The following is an 18,836-nucleotide window of genomic DNA, read 5'->3' as shown; positions in this document are numbered from 1 at the left end:
ACAATGCCCCAATTTACTAAAGAGCAACAGCAAGCAGTTGATGATCGCGGGCAAGATATTTTGGTCTCTGCATCAGCGGGTAGTGGAAAAACTACGGTCTTAGTTGAACGGGTTATGCAAGAAATCCTAGCTGGCACCGGCGTTGACCAATTGCTCGTTGTAACTTTTACCAAGGCGGCGGCCCAAGAAATGAAAGCGCGGATTAAGCAGGTGCTAGAACAGCAGCTAAAGTCTGCAGCAGACAAGCGTTATTTACGCCAGCAGCTTAACCAAGTTGATACGGCCAACATTTCAACAATCGATGCTTTTTGTCTGGACGTTATTCACCGTTTCTATTACGTAATTGACATTGATCCTAGCTTCAGTGTCTTAACCGATGAGACGCAGGCGGCACTATTGCGTGAGCGGGCACTGCGAGAAATCGAAGGTGAATTTTTAGAAGCCAAGGACAAAGATTTTATTGCCTTCTATGATAATTTTGCTGGTGATCGGGATGCTGACTCGGCTCAAGGATTGCTACTTGATTTGTATGATTTTGCGATGGCTAAGCCAGATTATCGTGATTGGTTGAAGCAATTAAGTCAAAAATACCAGGTGGCAGATAATATTATTACGTCTGCTTTATGGCAAGAGCAGATTAAACCGTATTTAAGCAATACTTTTGCTAGTCTTAATGAAAAAATTGAGCGCTTGCTTGCCAGCAGTCAAATTGAAACTAAAGAATTAAGCAAGGTGCATGAGAGCTTTACGCAATTTCACCAGGCGCTATCAAATTATCGCCAAAGTCTGGCAGCTGATGACGATTATGAGACTCAGCGGGCATATTTACGCAGCTGCGTTTTCACCGGAAGTTACCGTAAATCTAATAAGTGGGACGAGGACCTGCTTGACGTTTATCAAGAAAGTCAAGCTTTAAAAGAAGAAGCTAAGAATCAGGTCTTTTCAACGTACACCTCTTTTTACGTAACGGATGAGTCTGAACAGCTAGACCTATTAAAGCAGGGACAAAGAATCACGTCCGCAATTACTAAGGCGGAGCTAGCTTTAATTGATCGCTTTAACCAGTTAAAGCGGGCAGAAAACTTGCTTGATTATAGTGATATGGAGCAACTAGCTTACCAGATTCTTAGTCAGGACACGTCTAATTCGCAGTTAGCTCGTGACTTTTATCGTAATAAGTTTAAAGAAATTTTGATTGACGAATATCAGGATATCAACGCCCTTCAAGAGAAGATTTTGCAGCTGCTGAAAAAAGACGGCCAAAACAATCTCTTTATGGTGGGGGATGTTAAGCAGTCGATTTACGGCTTTCGGCAGGCTGAACCGAGTTTGTTCCTGAATAAATACCATGCAGCTGCACAAGCGGAAAATAAAAATCAAGAACGAATTTTATTATCGGCAAACTTTCGCTCCACTAAGCCAGTTGTCAAGTTGGTTAACCAAGTCTTTGATAGTGTGTTAAGTACAGACTTTGGCGGGATTGATTATCCTAGCGAAGGCCAACTAGTTTTTGGTGCGCAATATTATCCGTCGAGCTTGCCAACAGCCAGCGAGGTTCTTTATCACGAAAAAGAAACCCAGCAAAATCACTCTGATGAAACCGAGCCGGAAATTGATGCCAGCGAAATTACGATGGTTATCAATCGGATTCAGCAATTTAAGCAAGAGAATTTGCAGGTTTATGATGCTCATTTGGGACATCAGCGTCCCTTTAAGTACAGTGATATTGCCGTTTTAACTAGAAGTCGCAGCGATAACTTAACAATCATGCAAGAGTTTGCTAAAAACCACCTGCCATTGTTTATCACGGATGCCAAAAATTACTTTCAAACGCTTGAATTAACGGTGATTATGAATTATTTAAAAATCATTGATAATCCAGACCAGGACATCCCGCTCGTGGCAGTTTTACGTTCACCCTTGTTTAACTTCAAAGAGCCAGACCTTGCTAAAATTCGCATTCACAGCAAAAATACGAGTTTTTACGATGCTTTGACTTCCTATGTGACGGTCGGTGACCAATTAAGCGTTCAAATTAAAGCCTTTTTAAATCAGCTAGATGACTTACGGCAATTTGCGACTAATCACCGCATTTCCGAATTAATCTGGAGTATTTATGAGCGGACCAGCCTTTTGGAAATCATGACCGGATTACCTAACGGCGAACAGCGCCGAGTTAATCTTGAGGCCCTGTATGAACGCGCCAGTTCCTATGAAAGTGCGGGTTTTAAGGGTCTGTACCAATTCATTAACTTTATTGAACGCATGCGGCGCAGTCAGAAAGACTTGGCCCAGCCGCTATTAACTAAAGAAGCCGGTGATGCCGTGCGGCTGATGACGGTTCACGGTTCTAAGGGACTTGAATTTCCAATTGTGTTTTACGTTGGGCTCCAGCATCGGTTCCAGATGCGTGACCTAAGCGGCAATTACATTATTAATGCCGATAACGTTGGACTAACCTTGAGGCGCAAGCATTATCGTGCGGACTCACTGGTTAAGGCAATTGACAATACTAAGCAAAAGCAACAATTACTGGAGGAAGAAGCGCGAATTTTATATGTTGGGCTAACGCGGGCTAAGCAAAAACTTATCTTAGTAGCCGATATTCCGAGCTTTCCTAAAAAAGTCTTGACCTGGGAGCACCAATTAAACGCTAATGGTCGCCTTGCACTAGCCGATAAGTTAACGGCTACCAGCCCAATGAATTTTATCGGACCCGCAATTCACTTTGATAAACAACCAGTGCAAAAGATTAGCGATGTCACAAGTGAGCTAGATCAAAACCAAGACTTGCTAATTATCAAGTATGATAATGAACAGATTGCTGGAGCAGTTCTAGAAGAAGAACGCCAGGAAGAAACGCAAGATTTGACTTTACTTAACCAAACAGCGCAGAAACTGTATGATTTTGTTTATCCGTTTAAGGATGCGAGTCAAACAACGGCATATCAGGCTGTTTCAGAAATCAAGAAGGCCTTCAATGATCCAATTGACACGGATTTAGAAAATGCACACCTCTTATCGTCCACTAACCGTTATTTGCAGCCAATTGATACCAAACCTAATTTTCTATTTGAATCAAAATTTACTGGTGCGGAAATCGGGACGGCAACACACCTAATTCTGCAGTATTATGATTATTGTGGTAGTGGTGATGACGCGCAATTAGATGCCGAAATTCAGGAATTGGTCAAACAGAAAAAGTTGAACCCGCAAATTGTTGTAAGTCTGAAAAAAGATGAGATTAACTGGTTTGTTCACAGTGATTTTGCTCGCGATTTTTGGCAGCAGCCGGATAATTTAAAGCGTGAAGTTGATTTTTCCAGCTTAATTGCGGCAACGACCTTGTTTAACCAGTTTAGTGATCCTGATGCCAAGATTTTGGTTCACGGGACCATTGACGGTTATTTTGAAGCTGACGATGGGATCATTTTGTTTGATTACAAGACTGACCACGTTGACCCGAATAATTTGGATACGGCAATTGCTAAGATTAAGCAAAAATATACGGGCCAGCTTAGGTTATACGAGCAGGCGCTTAATTCTTTTGCCAAACAAAAAGTAACCCATAAATACCTAATTCTACTTGACGCAAAAAGGGCGGTAGAAGTTAAATAGAAGAGAAAAGGAGGGCAGAACATGACATCATTTGCTAAAGACACTTTTGCGGTCGTCGATTTGGAAACAACAGGCACGCAGCGTGAGGACGATAATCATATTATCCAGTTTGGCTGCGCCATTGTTAAAAACCTGCAGGTTGTCAAGACCTATTCGTTCATGATTAATCCCCACCGTGAAATTCCCTTGGCAGTTCAAAATCTGACCCACATTCATAATGAGGATGTTGCTGGGCAAAAAGACTTTGCTTACTACGCTCCCAAAATCAGTAAAATTCTTAAAGGAACGGTTTTTGTCGCGCATAACGTTAACTTTGACCTGCCGTTTTTAAATTATGAATTGGTTAGTCACGGCTTTGATGAGTTATCTAACAAGGCAATTGATACGGTTGAATTAGCTAAAATCGCCTTTCCAACCTTGCCGTCATACAAGCTCAGTGACTTAACGGCTCAATTAAAAATCAAGCATTTAAATCCGCACAAGGCCGATTCTGATGCGTACGGCACTGCCATCTTATTAATTGATATTATTCATCAGCTCGAGACTTTGCCACAAGCTACACTCAATACCCTCAGCTCGCTAGCTCACGGACTAATTCGTGATACCTCATGGATTTTTACAACGATTGCGGAAAATGCTCGCCAGCAAAAACGCCCCTTGAGTAAAGACCGAATGCAGGTACGGAATATTGTCCTGCAAAAGCAGCGAGTAACTACGCCAAGTAATCCTAAAACTAGCAAAGCAAAGTTTCCGGTTAAGGACGACCTTAAGCGCAAGCTGTTTAAAGGGAAAATTAATTATCGCCAGCCGCAGGTCAATTTGATTAACCAAATTGACGACTTTTTAGGTAACGGTAATGAGCGAGCAATGCTTGTTGAAGCACCTAATGGTACAGGAAAAACTTTTTCTTACCTATTTGCTTATGCTTACCGGTTATATTCCAGCCGAAAATTAGTCATTGCGACGCCAACCAAGGTTTTACAAAATCAGGTGATTAGTCAAGAAATCCCGCAAATGCTGGCGGTTACTAAGCTTGACCTGACTGCAGAAGTAGTTAAGTCAAGCAGTCACTACCTTGACCTCGATGGTTTTTATCAAAGTCTCTATCAGGGAACGCAAAACAAACCTACCTTGATTTTGCAAATGCGCATTTTAGTGTGGTTAACGCAAACAAAAACAGGTGATCTGGACGAATTGCAGCTAACCAATTATCGGGCGCCATTATTTACGCAAGTCACTCATCCGGGGGATGCACGTGTCGGCAGTAATTTTGCGGCTGTTGATTTTTGGAATCTGGCAAGACAGAGGCAGGAACAAGCTGATATTTTGGTAACCAATCATGCGTATTTGGCTAATCATTATAACGATTCTATCTGGGGCCAAAACCCGTACCTAGTAATTGATGAGGCCCACAGGTTCGTGGACAATGTGATTACTTCGCGCAATGATTCGTTTCAGTTTGAGTCACTTTGGGGTGTGCTTAGTCATATCCGCAATCTGCTGTACTACGCAGAGGATGGTATTTCTAACCAATACGGTAATGATACGCAGCTTAACTTTTTACTAGAGAAATTAAATCCAGAGCTTATCGATCTGATTCACGTAATGAATAGATTGCAGAAAATGTTGGCAGCCAAAAAATCGCGAGCAATCAATCAAAATCTACTAGCAAATGGTAAATTGCTACTTAGCTTTCAAGGAACAGACCTCTTTCCCAAAAAAGGGCAGTTTCGACCGCGGCTCAGTGAATTTCAACGTAAATTAGAGAGTGTTCGGCAGCATCTTAACCAGATTTTATTTAAGCTTGATAAAGAAGCTGGAGACACAACCAGTGATGAAGATGCATTATTAAGTGAAATCACGACGCAACTTGACCGTCTCGACTTTTATATTGAAAAGAGTTATCAGTTATCTGACTTGCTCAATGACCAAAAGAATTTGCAGCAGGAAGGCTTTATTGTTACCTTAACTAATCCGCAGGATCCTCTTAGTGCCAATCTTAGTTGGCTGATGCTAGATGCCAGCAGTGAGTTAAAGCAAATTTATGCGCGTTTTGACCATTTATTGTTTGTCAGTGCAACACTAACTAGTGAGAACAATTTTACTTTTGCGATTAAGCAGTTGGCCTTGGCCGATTTAATGCCCAAGGAGTACATTGGTAAGAGTACCTTCAAATTAGCAAAGCACCTTGAGGTATTGTCGGTTAAGGACATGCCAGACTTTAGCGATAGTCAATATCCTGCGCAATTGGCAAATATTCTGACTAACGATTTAGGCAAGAAAAAGCATGTGCTGGTACTAATGACCAATTTGGACCAAATTAAAGAAGTATTTACGCTGATTCTAAATTCACCGAATTTACGGGACTTTGAAATTTTGGCTCAAGGATTGTCAGGGTCAAATAATCGTATTGCCAAAAGATTTGCGATTGCCAATCAGGCAATTATTCTTGGTGCTGACAGCTTTTGGGAAGGAATTGATTTTCACCAATGCGGGATTGATCTGGTAATTGCAGCCAAATTGCCGTTTGAATCGCCGGATCAGCCAGAAGTTAGATTACGGCAAAAGAAGTTGCAGGATGAAGGCTTGAATGTTTTTCAGACTGATACAATACCGCGGGCAGTAATTCGCTTTCGTCAAGGGATGGGGCGCTTAATTCGCGGCGAGGAAGATCGCGGTCAATTTGTAATCTTAGATTCACGCATTTGGCAGAGAGATTATGGTAAAGTATTTCTGGATGCAATTCCGGTAAAAACGCAGAAAGTCAGTTTAAAGGAGTTACGAGATAAGTTGGCTAATTATGATTAAAGATGATACGAGACAAACAATTAAGTTCGTTACTTGGGTGGTAATCATTATCGCGCTACTCTACCTCATGTTTGTGGCCCTTTTTTACCAAGCAGGACAACCTAGGCGCAACGAAACGCAGAATGCTAAGCAGATAGCAACCAGTAAAACCCCGATTACGCTAGTCCAAGCAAGCTATCACTTAGACCGCGAGGTTAATAGCTATTCGGTTAAGGGCATTAGCAGGCATAATGACACATATTATTTTATTTACTTGCCAGGCTCGAAGAAGGGTTACCTTTATCCTGCTAAAAAGGGCGTTAGCGAAACCAAGATTAGAACTGAGTTTAATCAGAAGCAAACTGGTGGTAAAATTAATCAGGTCAACTTGGGCTGGTACAAGAACAAACCTGTTTGGGAAGTAACAGCCAAAAATGCGGCTGGTGATTATAGTTACAAATTATATGAATTTAAAACTGGAAAATTTATCGGTTAAGTCGCGAAAAAGATAAAACTTTGGTATGATTAACTTGATACAATAAGGAAAGTGGAATAAGAATTTATGACAGAATTAATTTCAATTAGAGACTGTTCCAAGCATGTTGATGAAGAAGTTGAGATGCATGTTTGGCTAACAGATAAACGTTCAAGTGGGAAGATTATTTTCTTACAATTGCGTGATGGTACCGCGTTTTTCCAAGGAGTTATGCGGAAAAATGACGTTTCTAGCGAAGTATTTGAAGCAGCCAAGTCATTGCACCAAGAAGCTAGCTTTTACATTAAGGGAACTGTTCATCAAGATGAGCGCTCACACTTTGGCTACGAAATTCAAATTTCGGACCTGAAGGTTGTTACTAATAACGAAGGCTACCCAATCACAAATAAGGAACACGGGATTGATTTCTTGCTCGATCACCGTCACTTATGGTTAAGAAGCCGGCGACCATTTGCTATCATGCGCATTAGAAATATCATTTTTAAAGCAACGGTTGATTTCTTTGAAAATGAAGGCTTCGTAAAATTTGATGCGCCAATTTTCATGCATTCTGCACCAGAAGGTACAACTGAGTTGTTCCATACGGAATACTTTGGTGGGGATGCTTACTTATCACAATCAGGTCAACTTTATGGTGAAGTTGGTGCTGAAGCATTTGGCAAAATCTTCACCTTTGGTCCAACATTTAGAGCTGAAGAATCAAAGACTAGACGTCATCTAACTGAATTTTGGATGATGGAACCAGAAATGGCATGGATGCATCAAGATGAATCCCTTGATATTCAAGAAAGATTTTTATCTTATGTTGTTAAGCAAGTATTAGCTAACTGCCGATATGAATTGGAAATCTTGGGTCGTGATCCTAAGAAGCTTGAACCAGCCGCAGAAGGTAACTACACTCGTTTATCATACGATGATGCCGTTAAGATGCTGCAAGAAGGTGGTCGTGACTTCAAGTGGGGCGATGACTTTGGTTCTCCTGACGAAGCTTACATTTCAGAAAAATTTGACCGACCATTCTTTATCGTAAATTACCCAACAGTAATTAAGCCATTTTACATGAAGAAGAACCCAGAAAACCCTAAGGAATACCTATGTGCTGATGTTTTGGCACCTGAAGGCTACGGCGAAATCATGGGCGGTTCAGAACGTGAAAGCGACTATGACATTCTGAAAAAGCAAATTAATGAAGCTGGCTTGAATGAAGATGATTACAGCTGGTACCTTGACTTGCGTAAGTATGGTAGTGTGCCACACTCAGGCTTTGGTATGGGCTTTGAACGTGTAATTGCTTGGATTTGTAAATTAGACCATGTTCGTGAAGCTATTCCATTCCCAAGAATGATTAACCGCATCGAGCCATAAACTTATTATTAGTAGAATATTATTAAAAGTTGAACTAAAGTTTTTAGTTCAACTTTTTTAAAGGGGAGAATTTAATTGCACTACAATGATTTTCGCAAATTAGGTTTTACTACTTTGCCTAATGGTCTAATTGCTTATTATCCGCAGCTTAAGATCAGTGATGCCGAATTAATTTTAATCATTCAATTAGAGGCCTTTGCACAAAGAGGAGAAAACTTCCCAACAAATGAGCAAATTGCTGCTAATACTAATCTTTCAACCGGTGAGGTGGCCAGCATTACACAGCAATTAATTGACCAAAACTATTTAAGCATTGATCAATTAACTGACAAACAAGGCCGGATTGGCAATTTTTATAATTTGGATGCACTTTATCAAAAGCTAGATGACTTTTTGAGTACTAATGTGATGATTAAGAGCCATCAAGACCAAACAGAAAAAGTCAGTGATAGCTTAGATAATAATCCACTTAACACACTTGCACGACAATTTGAAATTGAATTTGGTCGTTATTTAAGTCCAATTGAGCGCGAAGAAATTTCGGCTTGGCTGAATGTCGATCACTACGACCCAGAAATCATTAAGCTTGCGTTGCGAGAAGCAGTTTTATCACAAGCATATAGCTTAAAGTACGTTGACCGTATTTTGTTAAATTGGCAAAGACATAATCTCAAAACTGTCGCCCAAGTTCAGAAGTTTTTACAAAGGAATCGCTAATGGCACACGAAAAATTATTAAGCACTGAAGAAGCACACAAAGTATTACGCACAATTAATAAGATGTATCCTGACGCTAAAAGTGAACTCATCTGGGACAATAACTTCCACTTACTTTGTGCAGTTTTAATGAGTGCGCAAACAACGGATAAGATGGTGAACCGCGTAATGCCCCAGTTCATTGCTGATTATCCCACGCCAGTTGAGCTGGCACAGGCAACAATTGCGGATATTGAAGATCATATTTCGAAAATTGGCTTGTATCATTCAAAAGCTAAGCACCTTAAGGAAACCGCACAAATTCTAGTTGATAAATATGATTGTAAAATTCCAGGGGATAAAAAGACGCTTGTTACCTTACCAGGAGTTGGTGTAAAAACTGCTAACGTTGTTTTAGCCGATGGCTTTGGCATTCCAGCAATCGCCGTTGATACCCACGTCTCACGCATTTCTAAACGATTCCACATTGTAGCTCAAGATGCAAAACCACTTGAAATTGAAAAAAGGCTGGAAGAAGTTTTACCGCCTGAAGAGTGGATTCACACGCACCACGCAATGATTTTGTTTGGTCGTTATTCCATGACAGCCCGCGATAAAGACGATCCGTATACTTACTTGAAATAAATTACCATTATATGCGCTCACAGATAGCATTATAACAATTCGATAAACAGTAAGAGACCTAGTTTTGACTAGGTCTTTTTTCTTTTAGATAACCATGATAAAATTATTAAAAATATTGTTATGCTACAAAGCAAATCTATTTACAAGGAAGTGATGACAATGAGAATCCAATTAACTAGCAAACAAGCAATGGAGATTGCCTAACAAGAGCAATTTTTATTTAAGAAACTTTTGTTAGAGCAAATTCCATGGCTAAATCAATTAACACTGAATAGTAGGTGTGATAGTTATGGAATTTATTAAAATTATTAATCTAATAATTAATCATCAGGGAACAAAGTTATTTGTAATCCCACATTTAAAAATTAGTACAAACGAAAAAATTGGTTTAATTGGTGAAAATGGAGCTGGTAAAACGACTTTGATGCGTGCAATTGTGCAAATGCCAGAAGCAGCTCACGGTCAAATCATTAAAAATTGTTCACTGGTGTATGTCCCGCAATTATTGCCGCAAACTGATTGCAGTGGCGGTGAAAAAGAAAAGGCTACACTAGAAGCGGCTTTTCACCAATTAAAAGGGCAGACAAATAGTGTGCTGCTGCTTGACGAGCCAACTTCAAATTTAGATGAAACTGAACAAAAATGGCTAATTACTAAGCTGCAAAGCCTAACTTGTTCCTTGCTTGTCATTAGTCACGATCGGCAATTACTGAATGCCGTTACCAATCGCATTTGGGAGTTAAAGAACCAGCAAATCACTGCCTTTACGGGCAATTTTGCCGCCTATGAACAGCATTCGACTCGCGAAAAAGCAACCCATGAAGTTCAGGTGCGCCAACATGAATTAAAACGCAAGCGATTGCAAAAAGAGTACCAGCATAAACAGAGTCAAGGCCACACTGCTCGCAAACGTAAAGCAGGAATTTCCACATCAGATTGGAAATCACGCGGTGACGCCACTGGAACAGAACGTAAATTATTGCGGCAAAGTCGAATTTTAGCCAAAAAGATCGCGGCGGAAGCCGCAGCAGTTAAGCAGTCTTATAAACGTCAGCCAATTACACTTAAAAATATTACGGCTGATTTGAGTAAATTGAATTTACCAGCCAAAGCTAATCTAATCAGCATTAAGCCGCAAAATGTTTCTTGGCAAAAGCAAGAATTGTTTAAGATCACTCACGAATTACGGCTGCAAGCTAACAGCAAAATAGTCCTAACTGGACCTAATGGTAGTGGCAAGTCTGTCTTTTTGAAACAATTGGCAGGTCAGCACCTAACCGGCTTTTATAACCAGCAGTTGAGCATTGGCCATTTTAATCAAGACTTAACTGCTTCACTATCACAGGAAACTGTCTTACACCAAATTTTACAGGAATCAATTTTTGCTCGAAGTTCTACAATGCAGCTTTTAGGTGATTTGCATTTACAAGTGGCGCTTAACGAGCCAATTACGAAGTTGAGCGGGGGTCAACTTGTCTGCTTTAACTTAGCTCAGGTATTGTTAGGGCGGCACAATTTTTTACTACTTGATGAACCAACTAATTTTTTAGACATTAGCGCAATTACCGCTCTAACTAATTTTATAAAAAACTATCCGTTTGCTCTGATTGTCGTGTCACATGACCAAAAATTTATTGCCGACCTGAACCTGCCTAACTGGAAAATTAAAAACGGTCTACTTCTTAATGGGGCTTATCTGCAATCAAATAGTAACCAAAACCAAGAAAAGATTGCGCTGCTTAAATTTAAACGTGATCAAATGATTGGCGATCCTACGGCAACTTTAACGCAAATAAAGGAAATTACACAACAATTACAAGAATTAACCAGATAAGAAAGACCTTCACATCGTGAAGGCCTTTTTGGTGTTATTAAGCTTTATGGTTTAGTACCTGTATCATTTTCAGCTGGTGCTTCATCGTTAGTTGAACCTGACGATGAGGAATTATTTGAACTTGGCTCATGATTTTCAGGTTGATGATTGTTTTGATTATTTTGATGGGTATTTGTATGATGCTGACTGTCATGCGACTGGGCAGTTGAGCCGTTTTGCTTCTTATGTTGCTTAGTCGCATGGTTTTGCTGCGTATTAGTCGTTGGACTAGAGCTGTTAGTATCAGCTTGCTCATCATCCTCATCGTAATTGCTACTGTCGTCAACAATTCCGCTAGGAGCATGACCGCGAACAAATAATTGCCATTGACCACTTGAAGAAACTTCAGGTGGATTGGAGTTTTTAGCAATTCTAGCCCGAATAACTGAGCTTGGCTTTTGCCAATCAATATTGGATTTATTTTGCATCAGATATGACATCATGCTCTTATACAGCAGCTGTGCAGATTGCTGACCAATACCAGAAATAGTCCCATCTTTTAGATTGTCATAGCCTGTCCAAACACCCATGACATAACTTTGTGTGTAACCAACAAACCAAGAATCCTTAGGCGTTGAGGCATAGCCAGGGTAGCGAGCCAAATCCTGATCTGAATATTTAACAGAACCAGTTTTGCCAGCTTGGTGCAAGCCAGCAATTTTAGCACTCGTACCCGAACCATTTTTAATGACACCCTTAAGCATGTCGGTAATCATGTACGCCGTTGACTTGCTCATTACCTGAACACCGGCAGAATCATAATTGCGGGTTAAACCATCTGGAGTTTCGATTTTAGAAACAAATTGCGGTTTATGATAAACACCCATTGCCGCAAAAGCACTAAAGGCACCGGCCATTTGCATACTTGAAGCATTTGCCCCAATCGCTACCGACAGTCCGGAAGATTTTGGAACGTTAATTCCCAGCTTTTTCGCAAAAGCAGCAGCTTTAGGAACACCAACTTGCTTCAAAGTTTTAACAGCAGGAACATTACGTGATTGCTCCAATGCGTGCCGCATGGTCATCATGCCGTCGTACTTGTTATCCCAGTCATAAAGTTGCACATTCGTGCCAGGGTAATAGTATTTACTATCATCAAGCATTTTGGCCGTCGACCAGTTTAGATATTGAATTGCTGGGCCATAATCAAGCACTGGCTTAATTGAAGACCCAGTTGAACGGCTGGTTTGAACAGCACGGTCAAGCCCGAGCTGTACAGAAGGCAAGTGTCGTCCACCCAAAATAGCGACAATGTGGCCGTTACTTGGATCAACAACTGTGGCACCAACCTGCATTTGATCATTAGTGAACGGTACTAGACCGTTATTAGCAAGCTCATACAGCTTATTTTGTGCTTTTTGGTCGATATTCACCGTAATCTTGAGGTTATCACGATAAGGATCAAAGCCCTTGTCTTGCACCTCGCCGATTGCTTCCTTAATGTAAGGATCATCAATTTGACGTAATTTAGTTTGGGCCTTTTGGCTATGATGTTTTAGCCCCTTTTTAATGCTTTCCTTACTTGCTTGGTCGTATTGCGCCTGCGTGATTTTCTTATTATCCAGCATTGCGTTTAAGACGATGTTTCTGCGATATTTAGCATATTTAGGGTAGGTATACGGGTTATAAGCGGTTGGCCTGTTTGGCATCCCAGCAAGTAGGGCAGTCTGCGCTAGGTCCAGCTTACCAATACTCTTACCATAATAATAATTAGCAGCTGTCCCAATGCCGTAATTGCCGTAATTCATGTAAACCTTATTAATGTAAAATTCTAGAATTTCGTCATGCGTATATTCGCGCTGAACACGCATTGCCAGCCACGCTTCTTGAGCTTTACGCCGCAATGTTCTTTGCGAAGCATCTGTCGAAAAGACCGTTAACTTAACTAGTTGCTGGGTAATTGTTGACCCACCAGCAGCAATTCCTTTGCTTTGAGCGTTAGTCAACATTGAGCCTGCAATTCTAATCGGGTCAATACCTAACTTATCTTTATAGAAGCGTTTGTCCTCAACAGACACAACTGCATCTTTAAGCAGTTGCAATTTAGGACTATCCTTAACATAGATCCGCTTTTCTGAACCTAATGATAAAAGAAACTTACCATTAGTAGTGTAAAAGCCGGATGAACCGCCGCTTTCAAGCTGAGCTTGACTGATGTTGGGTGCATCCTTTGCATAATATGCGAAAAGACCAATTCCCGAAACAATTAGCAATAAAGCAGCTAGAAGACACCATTTAATTACGCGCCACCACAAAGGCTTAGGCTGCTTTTGTCGATATTCTCGGCGCGACTGGCGCTGATTATTTGAACTAGATTTATTGTTTGCCATTATTCATATTCCTATCTGTAATAAAACGGTCGACAGCAATTAAATAGGGCAGCGTAGGTTGAAAACCACTTTTAATTTCAACCGACCATTTTTCTACCTCAGGTAAAGTTACCGAGCTTTTATCCTTAGTCCACCATGCTTTAATGATGAAACTAGCTGGGGTAACAAAGTACCGCTTTAAGCTTGTAAAACCAATGATGGTAAAGCAAATTCCTTGCTGCTTTAAACATTCTTCCAAATGTACAATTTGATGTTCATGGAAGTTTTTTAGCGGGAAATTAGTCTTGTTTTTGGTTTCTTTAGCTTCAAAGTCTAAATAATAACCTTGATATACCCCATTATAGTCCGTTGTTGACTCTTGGCGAAAGTATGCTTCGCGAATTACGGCCCGAGAGCGTTTGGGATAATCAACCTTGACAATCTGGACTGGCGTTGGCTTTTTGTGCACAACGGCAATCTCTTTTAGACGATAATATTTATTTGACTCGTTAATCATTTGCTCCAAAGTCATCCCACGTCCAGAAAAACTGACATTCTTGCGGTGTTCAAAGTTTTTGCGGATTTTGGGCTCTTTAGTTGATTTACGAAATGCGGCTAAACTACCGCTTGGATATTTGACCATCAATCTCACTCCTGCTAGCATTATAGCAATAAAGAAAAAAATTTTGAACAAGGAGCCATCTCTTTCACTATGCAACGACTATGGGTTACCGGTTATAGAAATTACGAATTAAATACTTTTGGTGATAAGGATCCTAAAATAAAGATCATCAAGCTGGTTTTGGAAAAACGCATGACAACGCGCTTAGAAGATGGTCAACTTGATTGGGTAATTACTGGTGCTAACTTAGGCGTTGAGCAGTGGGCCAGTGAGGTGGCAATCAAACTACGTGAACGTTATCCTTTGCGCGTTTCAATAATCACGCCGTATGAGGAATTTGCAGGCCGCTGGAACGAGGCCAACCAAGGAAAATTTATCAATTTAAAAAATCAAGTTGATTTTTACGCTTCAACTTCAAGCCATGCTTACCAAAGTCCGGTTCAGCTGCGTAATTATCAAAACTTTATGTTAACGCATACGGATCAAGCATTAATGATTTATGATCCCGAAAACCCGGGTAAGCCAAAATTTGATTATAATTTAATCAAAAAATACCAAGAAACCAAGGATTATCCCCTAGAATTAATTGATTTTTATGATTTACAAGATGCTGCAGAAGAATATCAGGAAAGTCTAGCGGATAAAAAGCTGTCAGAATAACTGAAAATATTTCTTAAAGTTAAATTTACGGTGTTAAGCTGGTACTCTTTTTGCTAAAATAAGAGGGTATGATAAAGGAGTTGTCATTACTATGCCAGATTTAAATGATATTCAATTATCCACTGAGGATATTTTAAAAAAACAATTTAGAACTAAGGTCAAGGGCATTGATCCAGACGAAGTCGACGCCTTCTTAGATAAGGTAATTGCCGATTATGATACTTTTGAACAAATTATCGAAGACCTTTACGGTCAAATCGGCGATTTACAAGGAAAATTGATCACTGACCAGAAAAAAGAAAAAACGCTAGAAAATCAGCAATCGCGGCGTACTGTGCCAACTGATACTGTCCGGACTTATACGCCAAGCAGCCAAGCTAGCACATTTAATTCTTTTGTAGATAGTGATAGCTATCAAGAAACCGAAAATTCGACTAATATGGCGATAATTCAACGCATTTCGGCCCTTGAGCGCAAGGTCTATAACTTGGAAAGACGAGTTTATGGGTTACAAAAGTAATTTCTTTTGGTATAATCTTTTTTAGTGTGAATTTTGAGCAGTCGCGGTTTGGCTTTGTGCCGAGCTGAGGAAAGTCCACGCACGCACAAGCTGCGATGCTTGTAGTGTTCGTATTTAGCCCAATAAGCTAAAGAATTTTTAATTACGGCGGAAAAAGTGCTAAGTCTTTGATATGCATGACTATCCTGAAAAGTGCCACAGTGACGAAGCAGCAGCGGAAACGCTGCTGGTGGAACGAGGTAAACCCTGCGAGCGTGCAACCCAAATTTGGTGGGGGCGTCTCAACCTAAGAAATTGAACTAAAGGTTGGATTACTTTATAGTAAAGATAGATGGCTGCTGAAGGTAATTTTGCCAAAATTGCTGGAACAGAACGTGGCTTATAAAAATTTGCACTGGCAGCGTTGAGCTTTTCAAAGGGCTCAACGCTTTTTTTAAGAAATGAAAAGGATCATTATGAAACAATACCAACTTTACACAACAATGGGCGCGGGCTTTGAAAGTGTCGTCGCTAAAGAATTGCAATCACTTGGTTATGAAACCAAAACAGAAAATGGCCGGGTTTTCTTTAAGGGTAATCAAGCAGATATCGTTAAGACTAACCTGTGGCTGCGGACCGCAGACCGCGTTAAAATTTTGCTGAAAGAATTCAAGGCTACTGACTTTGACACGCTTTATAACCAAGTCTACGATTTTGACTGGGCAGAATTATTGCCAATCGATGCCAAATTTCCAGTTCAAGGCCGTTCCGTTAGGTCAAAACTACATTCTGAACCGGGCATCCAATCAATTGTTAAAAAGGCCATTGTCAATAAAATGTCCGACCAGTATCACCGCCGCGGCTTTTTACCAGAAAGTGGCAACGAATATCCGCTGGACATTCACATTTATAAAGATACAGCGCGAGTTTCTCTTGATACAACTGGCGCTAGCTTGTTCAAGCGCGGCTATCGCATCGAGCACGGTGGCGCACCGTTAAAAGAAAATTTTGCGGCCAGCCTAATTAAATTGACCCCTTATGATGGTACGCACCCATTAATCGACCCAATGACCGGTTCAGGAACTTTGGCAATTGAGGCAGCGTTAATTGCCAGAAATATTGCTCCGGGTACTTGGCGCAAATTTGCCTTTGACGGCTTTGACTGGTTTGATGCTAGTCTACACGAAGCAGCGTTAGTAGAAGCTAAGTCTCAAGTTCGACCACTAGAGCAGCCAATCTGGGCTAGTGATATTGACCAGTCAATTTTAGAAATTGCTAAGTTGAATGCTCACAATGCTGGCGTATTGCAGGATATTAACTTTAAGCAGGTAGCGGTTAAGGATTTCGCGACAGACCTAGAAAATGGCGTCATAATCGCTAACCCGCCATACGGTAAACGATTAAAAGATAAGGAATCTGCCGAAGCTTTGTACAAGCAAATGGGTGAAGTCTTCCGTAAATATGACAGTTTTAGTCAATATTACTTAGTTGGTGACCCTGATTTTGAAAAATGCTTCGGTCAAAGAGCAACCAAAAAGCGCAAATTATTTAACGGTAACTTGCGTGTTGACTTTTACCAATATTGGGCAAATAGAAAATGATTACAGATAAGTTAAACTCTGAATTTTGGGTAATTACAGATACGCATTTAATTGCGGACAGTCTTCACGACGATGGCTCAGCTTTTGCACGAATGCAAAATACTAGTCAGGGTAAAGACCTAGTGTACCAAGAAGTCGCTTTAAGTGCCTTTTGTAAGATGGCACAAGAAAAGAAGCCGGCAGCGATTATTGTAACTGGCGACGTCACTTTTAATGGCGAACTGATTTCTGCACAAAAATTTCAAGAGATTTTCAGTAGTTTGACTGAAACAAAATTACTGGTTCTGCCCGGTAATCACGACATTTATGATGGCTGGGCTCGCAGTTTTAAAGCTGCCAAGCAAAGCTTAACTCCGCAAATTAGCCCCCAGGCTTGGCGGCAGGTCTTTAAATCAACCTATGATTGCAGTTTAAGTCAAGACCCACATTCTTTGGCATACAGTGTACAGTTAAATCCGCAATACCTTTTGTTAATGCTAGATTCCAACATTTATGACACTCAAGAAAACTTTAGTTCGCCGAATACTGAAGGGCAGATTAGTGATGATCAATTTGTCTGGCTTGAAAAGCAATTAATTGCGGCACGCCAACATCATTTGCGGCCACTGCTATTTATGCATCATACGCTCTATGTTCATAACCCAGAAGTTAATCGCGGCTTTGTTTTAAATAATGCGCCACTTTTGCGACAATTATGCCAAGAATACGACGTTAAAATGGCTTTTTCTGGTCATATTCACGCACAGAATATTGTTGACCCAGTTGGCAAAACGCCAACGACTGAGATAGTGACTTCAAGCTTTTGTTCTTATGACCAAGCATATGGTGTTGTCAAGGTTAGTCCTGAACAAGTTACTTACCAAAGAGAAACATTTGACATGGTGCCTTATTTGACGGATCTAGAGCGGCAAAATCATCGCTTGACCCACTTTCACCAATATTTAAAAGACATTCAGTTGCGCAATTTGAGTAGTCAATCTGAAACTACCAATCCACTGCTTGATGAACAATCGCCACTAATCAAAGAGGCGAATGACTTGTTTCTCAGCATGAATTTTAATTATTTTACTGGGCACAATCATATTAGCCAAGAAAAGCTCGATGAAATTCATGATTCGATTGCTTACAAAACGCTTGAAGCCATGCACCCTAAATTCCGCAATTATATGAAAACATTGCATGATACATCGCAACATAGTAACTTAGAAGCAACAGTTAGATATAATCAGGAGTAGTTAAATGACTAAAAAACACTTTATTATTCTTGGCCGTGTAGGGCTAGTCTATTTCAGCTGGGTATTTGTTGTGCTATTTCTTAGCTTAATCATCGCTTATGAGGGTACACACATTACTAACTGGCCGGCAATTATTCTCGGCTTAGTCTTTATAATCTTGCTCATTTATACCTTTTTAACTTCATATTGGAATGAGCAGTATTTTAAACTGCCATTCAGGGCTAAAGTAAAAAGCAACAAGCAGCCAGAAATGTTCTGGCAGTGGCGCCGCTTGAATGTTTACGTAATCACCGTTGCCGATTTAGAAAAATATTATCTATTGCGAATTGCTAAAGACTAGATTAAAAGCAGTCAACTAAAAATGTTGGCTGCTTTTTTGTGACTGCGATTAGCCTGTAAATAAGAAAATATTTTTAAAATTTGCTATAATA

General features: G+C 40.3%; 14 protein-coding genes and 1 other RNA gene. 13 read left to right on the top strand and 2 right to left on the bottom strand.

Going from position 1 to position 18,836, the window contains the following annotated elements; genetic code table 11:
• Positions 1-3 precede the first annotated feature (3 nt).
• The 7 genes from addA to OZX63_RS04805 all read left to right on the top strand — a co-directional run bounded on the left by addA (position 4) and on the right by OZX63_RS04805 (position 11,440).
• Positions 4-3,618 (top strand): helicase-exonuclease AddAB subunit AddA, encoded by a 3,615-nt coding sequence (addA, locus tag OZX63_RS04835; protein ID WP_277141964.1) that lies wholly within the window; start codon positions 4-6, stop codon positions 3,616-3,618.
• A 21-nt stretch (positions 3,619-3,639) separates the two neighbouring features.
• On the top strand, positions 3,640-6,426 hold the full coding sequence (locus OZX63_RS04830; protein ID WP_277141962.1) for a helicase C-terminal domain-containing protein: 2,787 nt from the start codon (positions 3,640-3,642) through the stop codon (positions 6,424-6,426).
• Positions 6,419-6,901, top strand: coding sequence for a hypothetical protein (locus OZX63_RS04825; RefSeq protein ID WP_277141960.1), 483 nt, complete (start codon positions 6,419-6,421; stop codon positions 6,899-6,901). Before OZX63_RS04830 ends, OZX63_RS04825 begins: the two co-directional genes overlap by 8 nt.
• A gap of 66 nt (positions 6,902-6,967) precedes the next feature.
• Positions 6,968-8,266, top strand: a complete 1,299-nt coding sequence (asnS, locus tag OZX63_RS04820; protein ID WP_277141958.1) for an asparagine--tRNA ligase — start codon at positions 6,968-6,970, stop codon at positions 8,264-8,266.
• Positions 8,267-8,341: 75 nt separating this feature from the next.
• Entirely contained in the window at positions 8,342-8,983 is a 642-nt protein-coding gene (locus tag OZX63_RS04815; RefSeq protein WP_277141956.1) for a DnaD domain protein, read from the top strand.
• The gene (gene nth / locus OZX63_RS04810) at positions 8,983-9,606 is read left to right on the top strand and encodes an endonuclease III (RefSeq protein ID WP_277141953.1); all 624 of its coding nucleotides are present in this window, start codon (positions 8,983-8,985) and stop codon (positions 9,604-9,606) included. The genes OZX63_RS04815 and nth overlap by 1 nt, the downstream gene beginning before the upstream one ends.
• Positions 9,607-9,895: 289 nt before the next feature.
• On the top strand, positions 9,896-11,440 hold the full coding sequence (locus OZX63_RS04805) for an ATP-binding cassette domain-containing protein (protein WP_277141951.1): 1,545 nt from the start codon (positions 9,896-9,898) through the stop codon (positions 11,438-11,440).
• A 44-nt stretch (positions 11,441-11,484) separates the two neighbouring features.
• Here the strand turns inward: OZX63_RS04805 and OZX63_RS04800 are convergent, their stop codons facing one another.
• Positions 11,485-13,809 carry a transglycosylase domain-containing protein gene (locus tag OZX63_RS04800; protein WP_277141949.1) on the bottom strand — a complete coding sequence of 775 codons (2,325 nt, stop codon included), beginning with the start codon at positions 13,807-13,809 and terminating at the stop codon, positions 11,485-11,487.
• On the bottom strand, positions 13,796-14,431 hold the full coding sequence (recU, locus tag OZX63_RS04795; RefSeq protein ID WP_277141947.1) for a Holliday junction resolvase RecU: 636 nt from the start codon (positions 14,429-14,431) through the stop codon (positions 13,796-13,798). Before recU ends, OZX63_RS04800 begins: the two co-directional genes overlap by 14 nt.
• A 69-nt stretch (positions 14,432-14,500) precedes the next feature.
• Between recU and OZX63_RS04790 the strand changes: the two genes are divergently transcribed.
• From OZX63_RS04790 to OZX63_RS04765, 6 genes are all read left to right on the top strand, one after another.
• Positions 14,501-15,070, top strand: a complete 570-nt coding sequence (locus tag OZX63_RS04790; protein ID WP_277141945.1) for a DUF1273 domain-containing protein — start codon at positions 14,501-14,503, stop codon at positions 15,068-15,070.
• Positions 15,071-15,161: 91 nt separating this feature from the next.
• Complete coding sequence (locus OZX63_RS04785) at positions 15,162-15,590, top strand: DivIVA domain-containing protein (protein WP_277141943.1); 429 nt, start codon at positions 15,162-15,164, stop codon at positions 15,588-15,590.
• A 29-nt stretch (positions 15,591-15,619) separates the two neighbouring features.
• An RNA gene (gene rnpB, locus OZX63_RS04780) (RNase P RNA component class B) lies at positions 15,620-15,977 on the top strand.
• Between the two features lie 68 nt (positions 15,978-16,045).
• The gene (locus tag OZX63_RS04775; RefSeq protein WP_277141941.1) at positions 16,046-17,170 is read left to right on the top strand and encodes a class I SAM-dependent RNA methyltransferase; all 1,125 of its coding nucleotides are present in this window, start codon (positions 16,046-16,048) and stop codon (positions 17,168-17,170) included.
• Positions 17,167-18,405 (top strand): metallophosphoesterase, encoded by a 1,239-nt coding sequence (locus OZX63_RS04770; protein WP_277141940.1) that lies wholly within the window; start codon positions 17,167-17,169, stop codon positions 18,403-18,405. The genes OZX63_RS04775 and OZX63_RS04770 overlap by 4 nt, the downstream gene beginning before the upstream one ends.
• Before the next feature lie 4 nt (positions 18,406-18,409).
• On the top strand, positions 18,410-18,745 hold the full coding sequence (locus tag OZX63_RS04765) for an acyltransferase (RefSeq protein WP_277141939.1): 336 nt from the start codon (positions 18,410-18,412) through the stop codon (positions 18,743-18,745).
• Positions 18,746-18,836: the final 91 nt, after the last annotated feature.

It is taken from the genome of Lactobacillus sp. ESL0700, from assembly GCF_029392095.1.
Lineage (GTDB): Bacteria > Bacillota > Bacilli > Lactobacillales > Lactobacillaceae > Lactobacillus.
The sequence above is the reverse complement of the archived record's forward strand: the minus strand, read 5'-3'. Positions and strand labels throughout refer to the sequence as shown.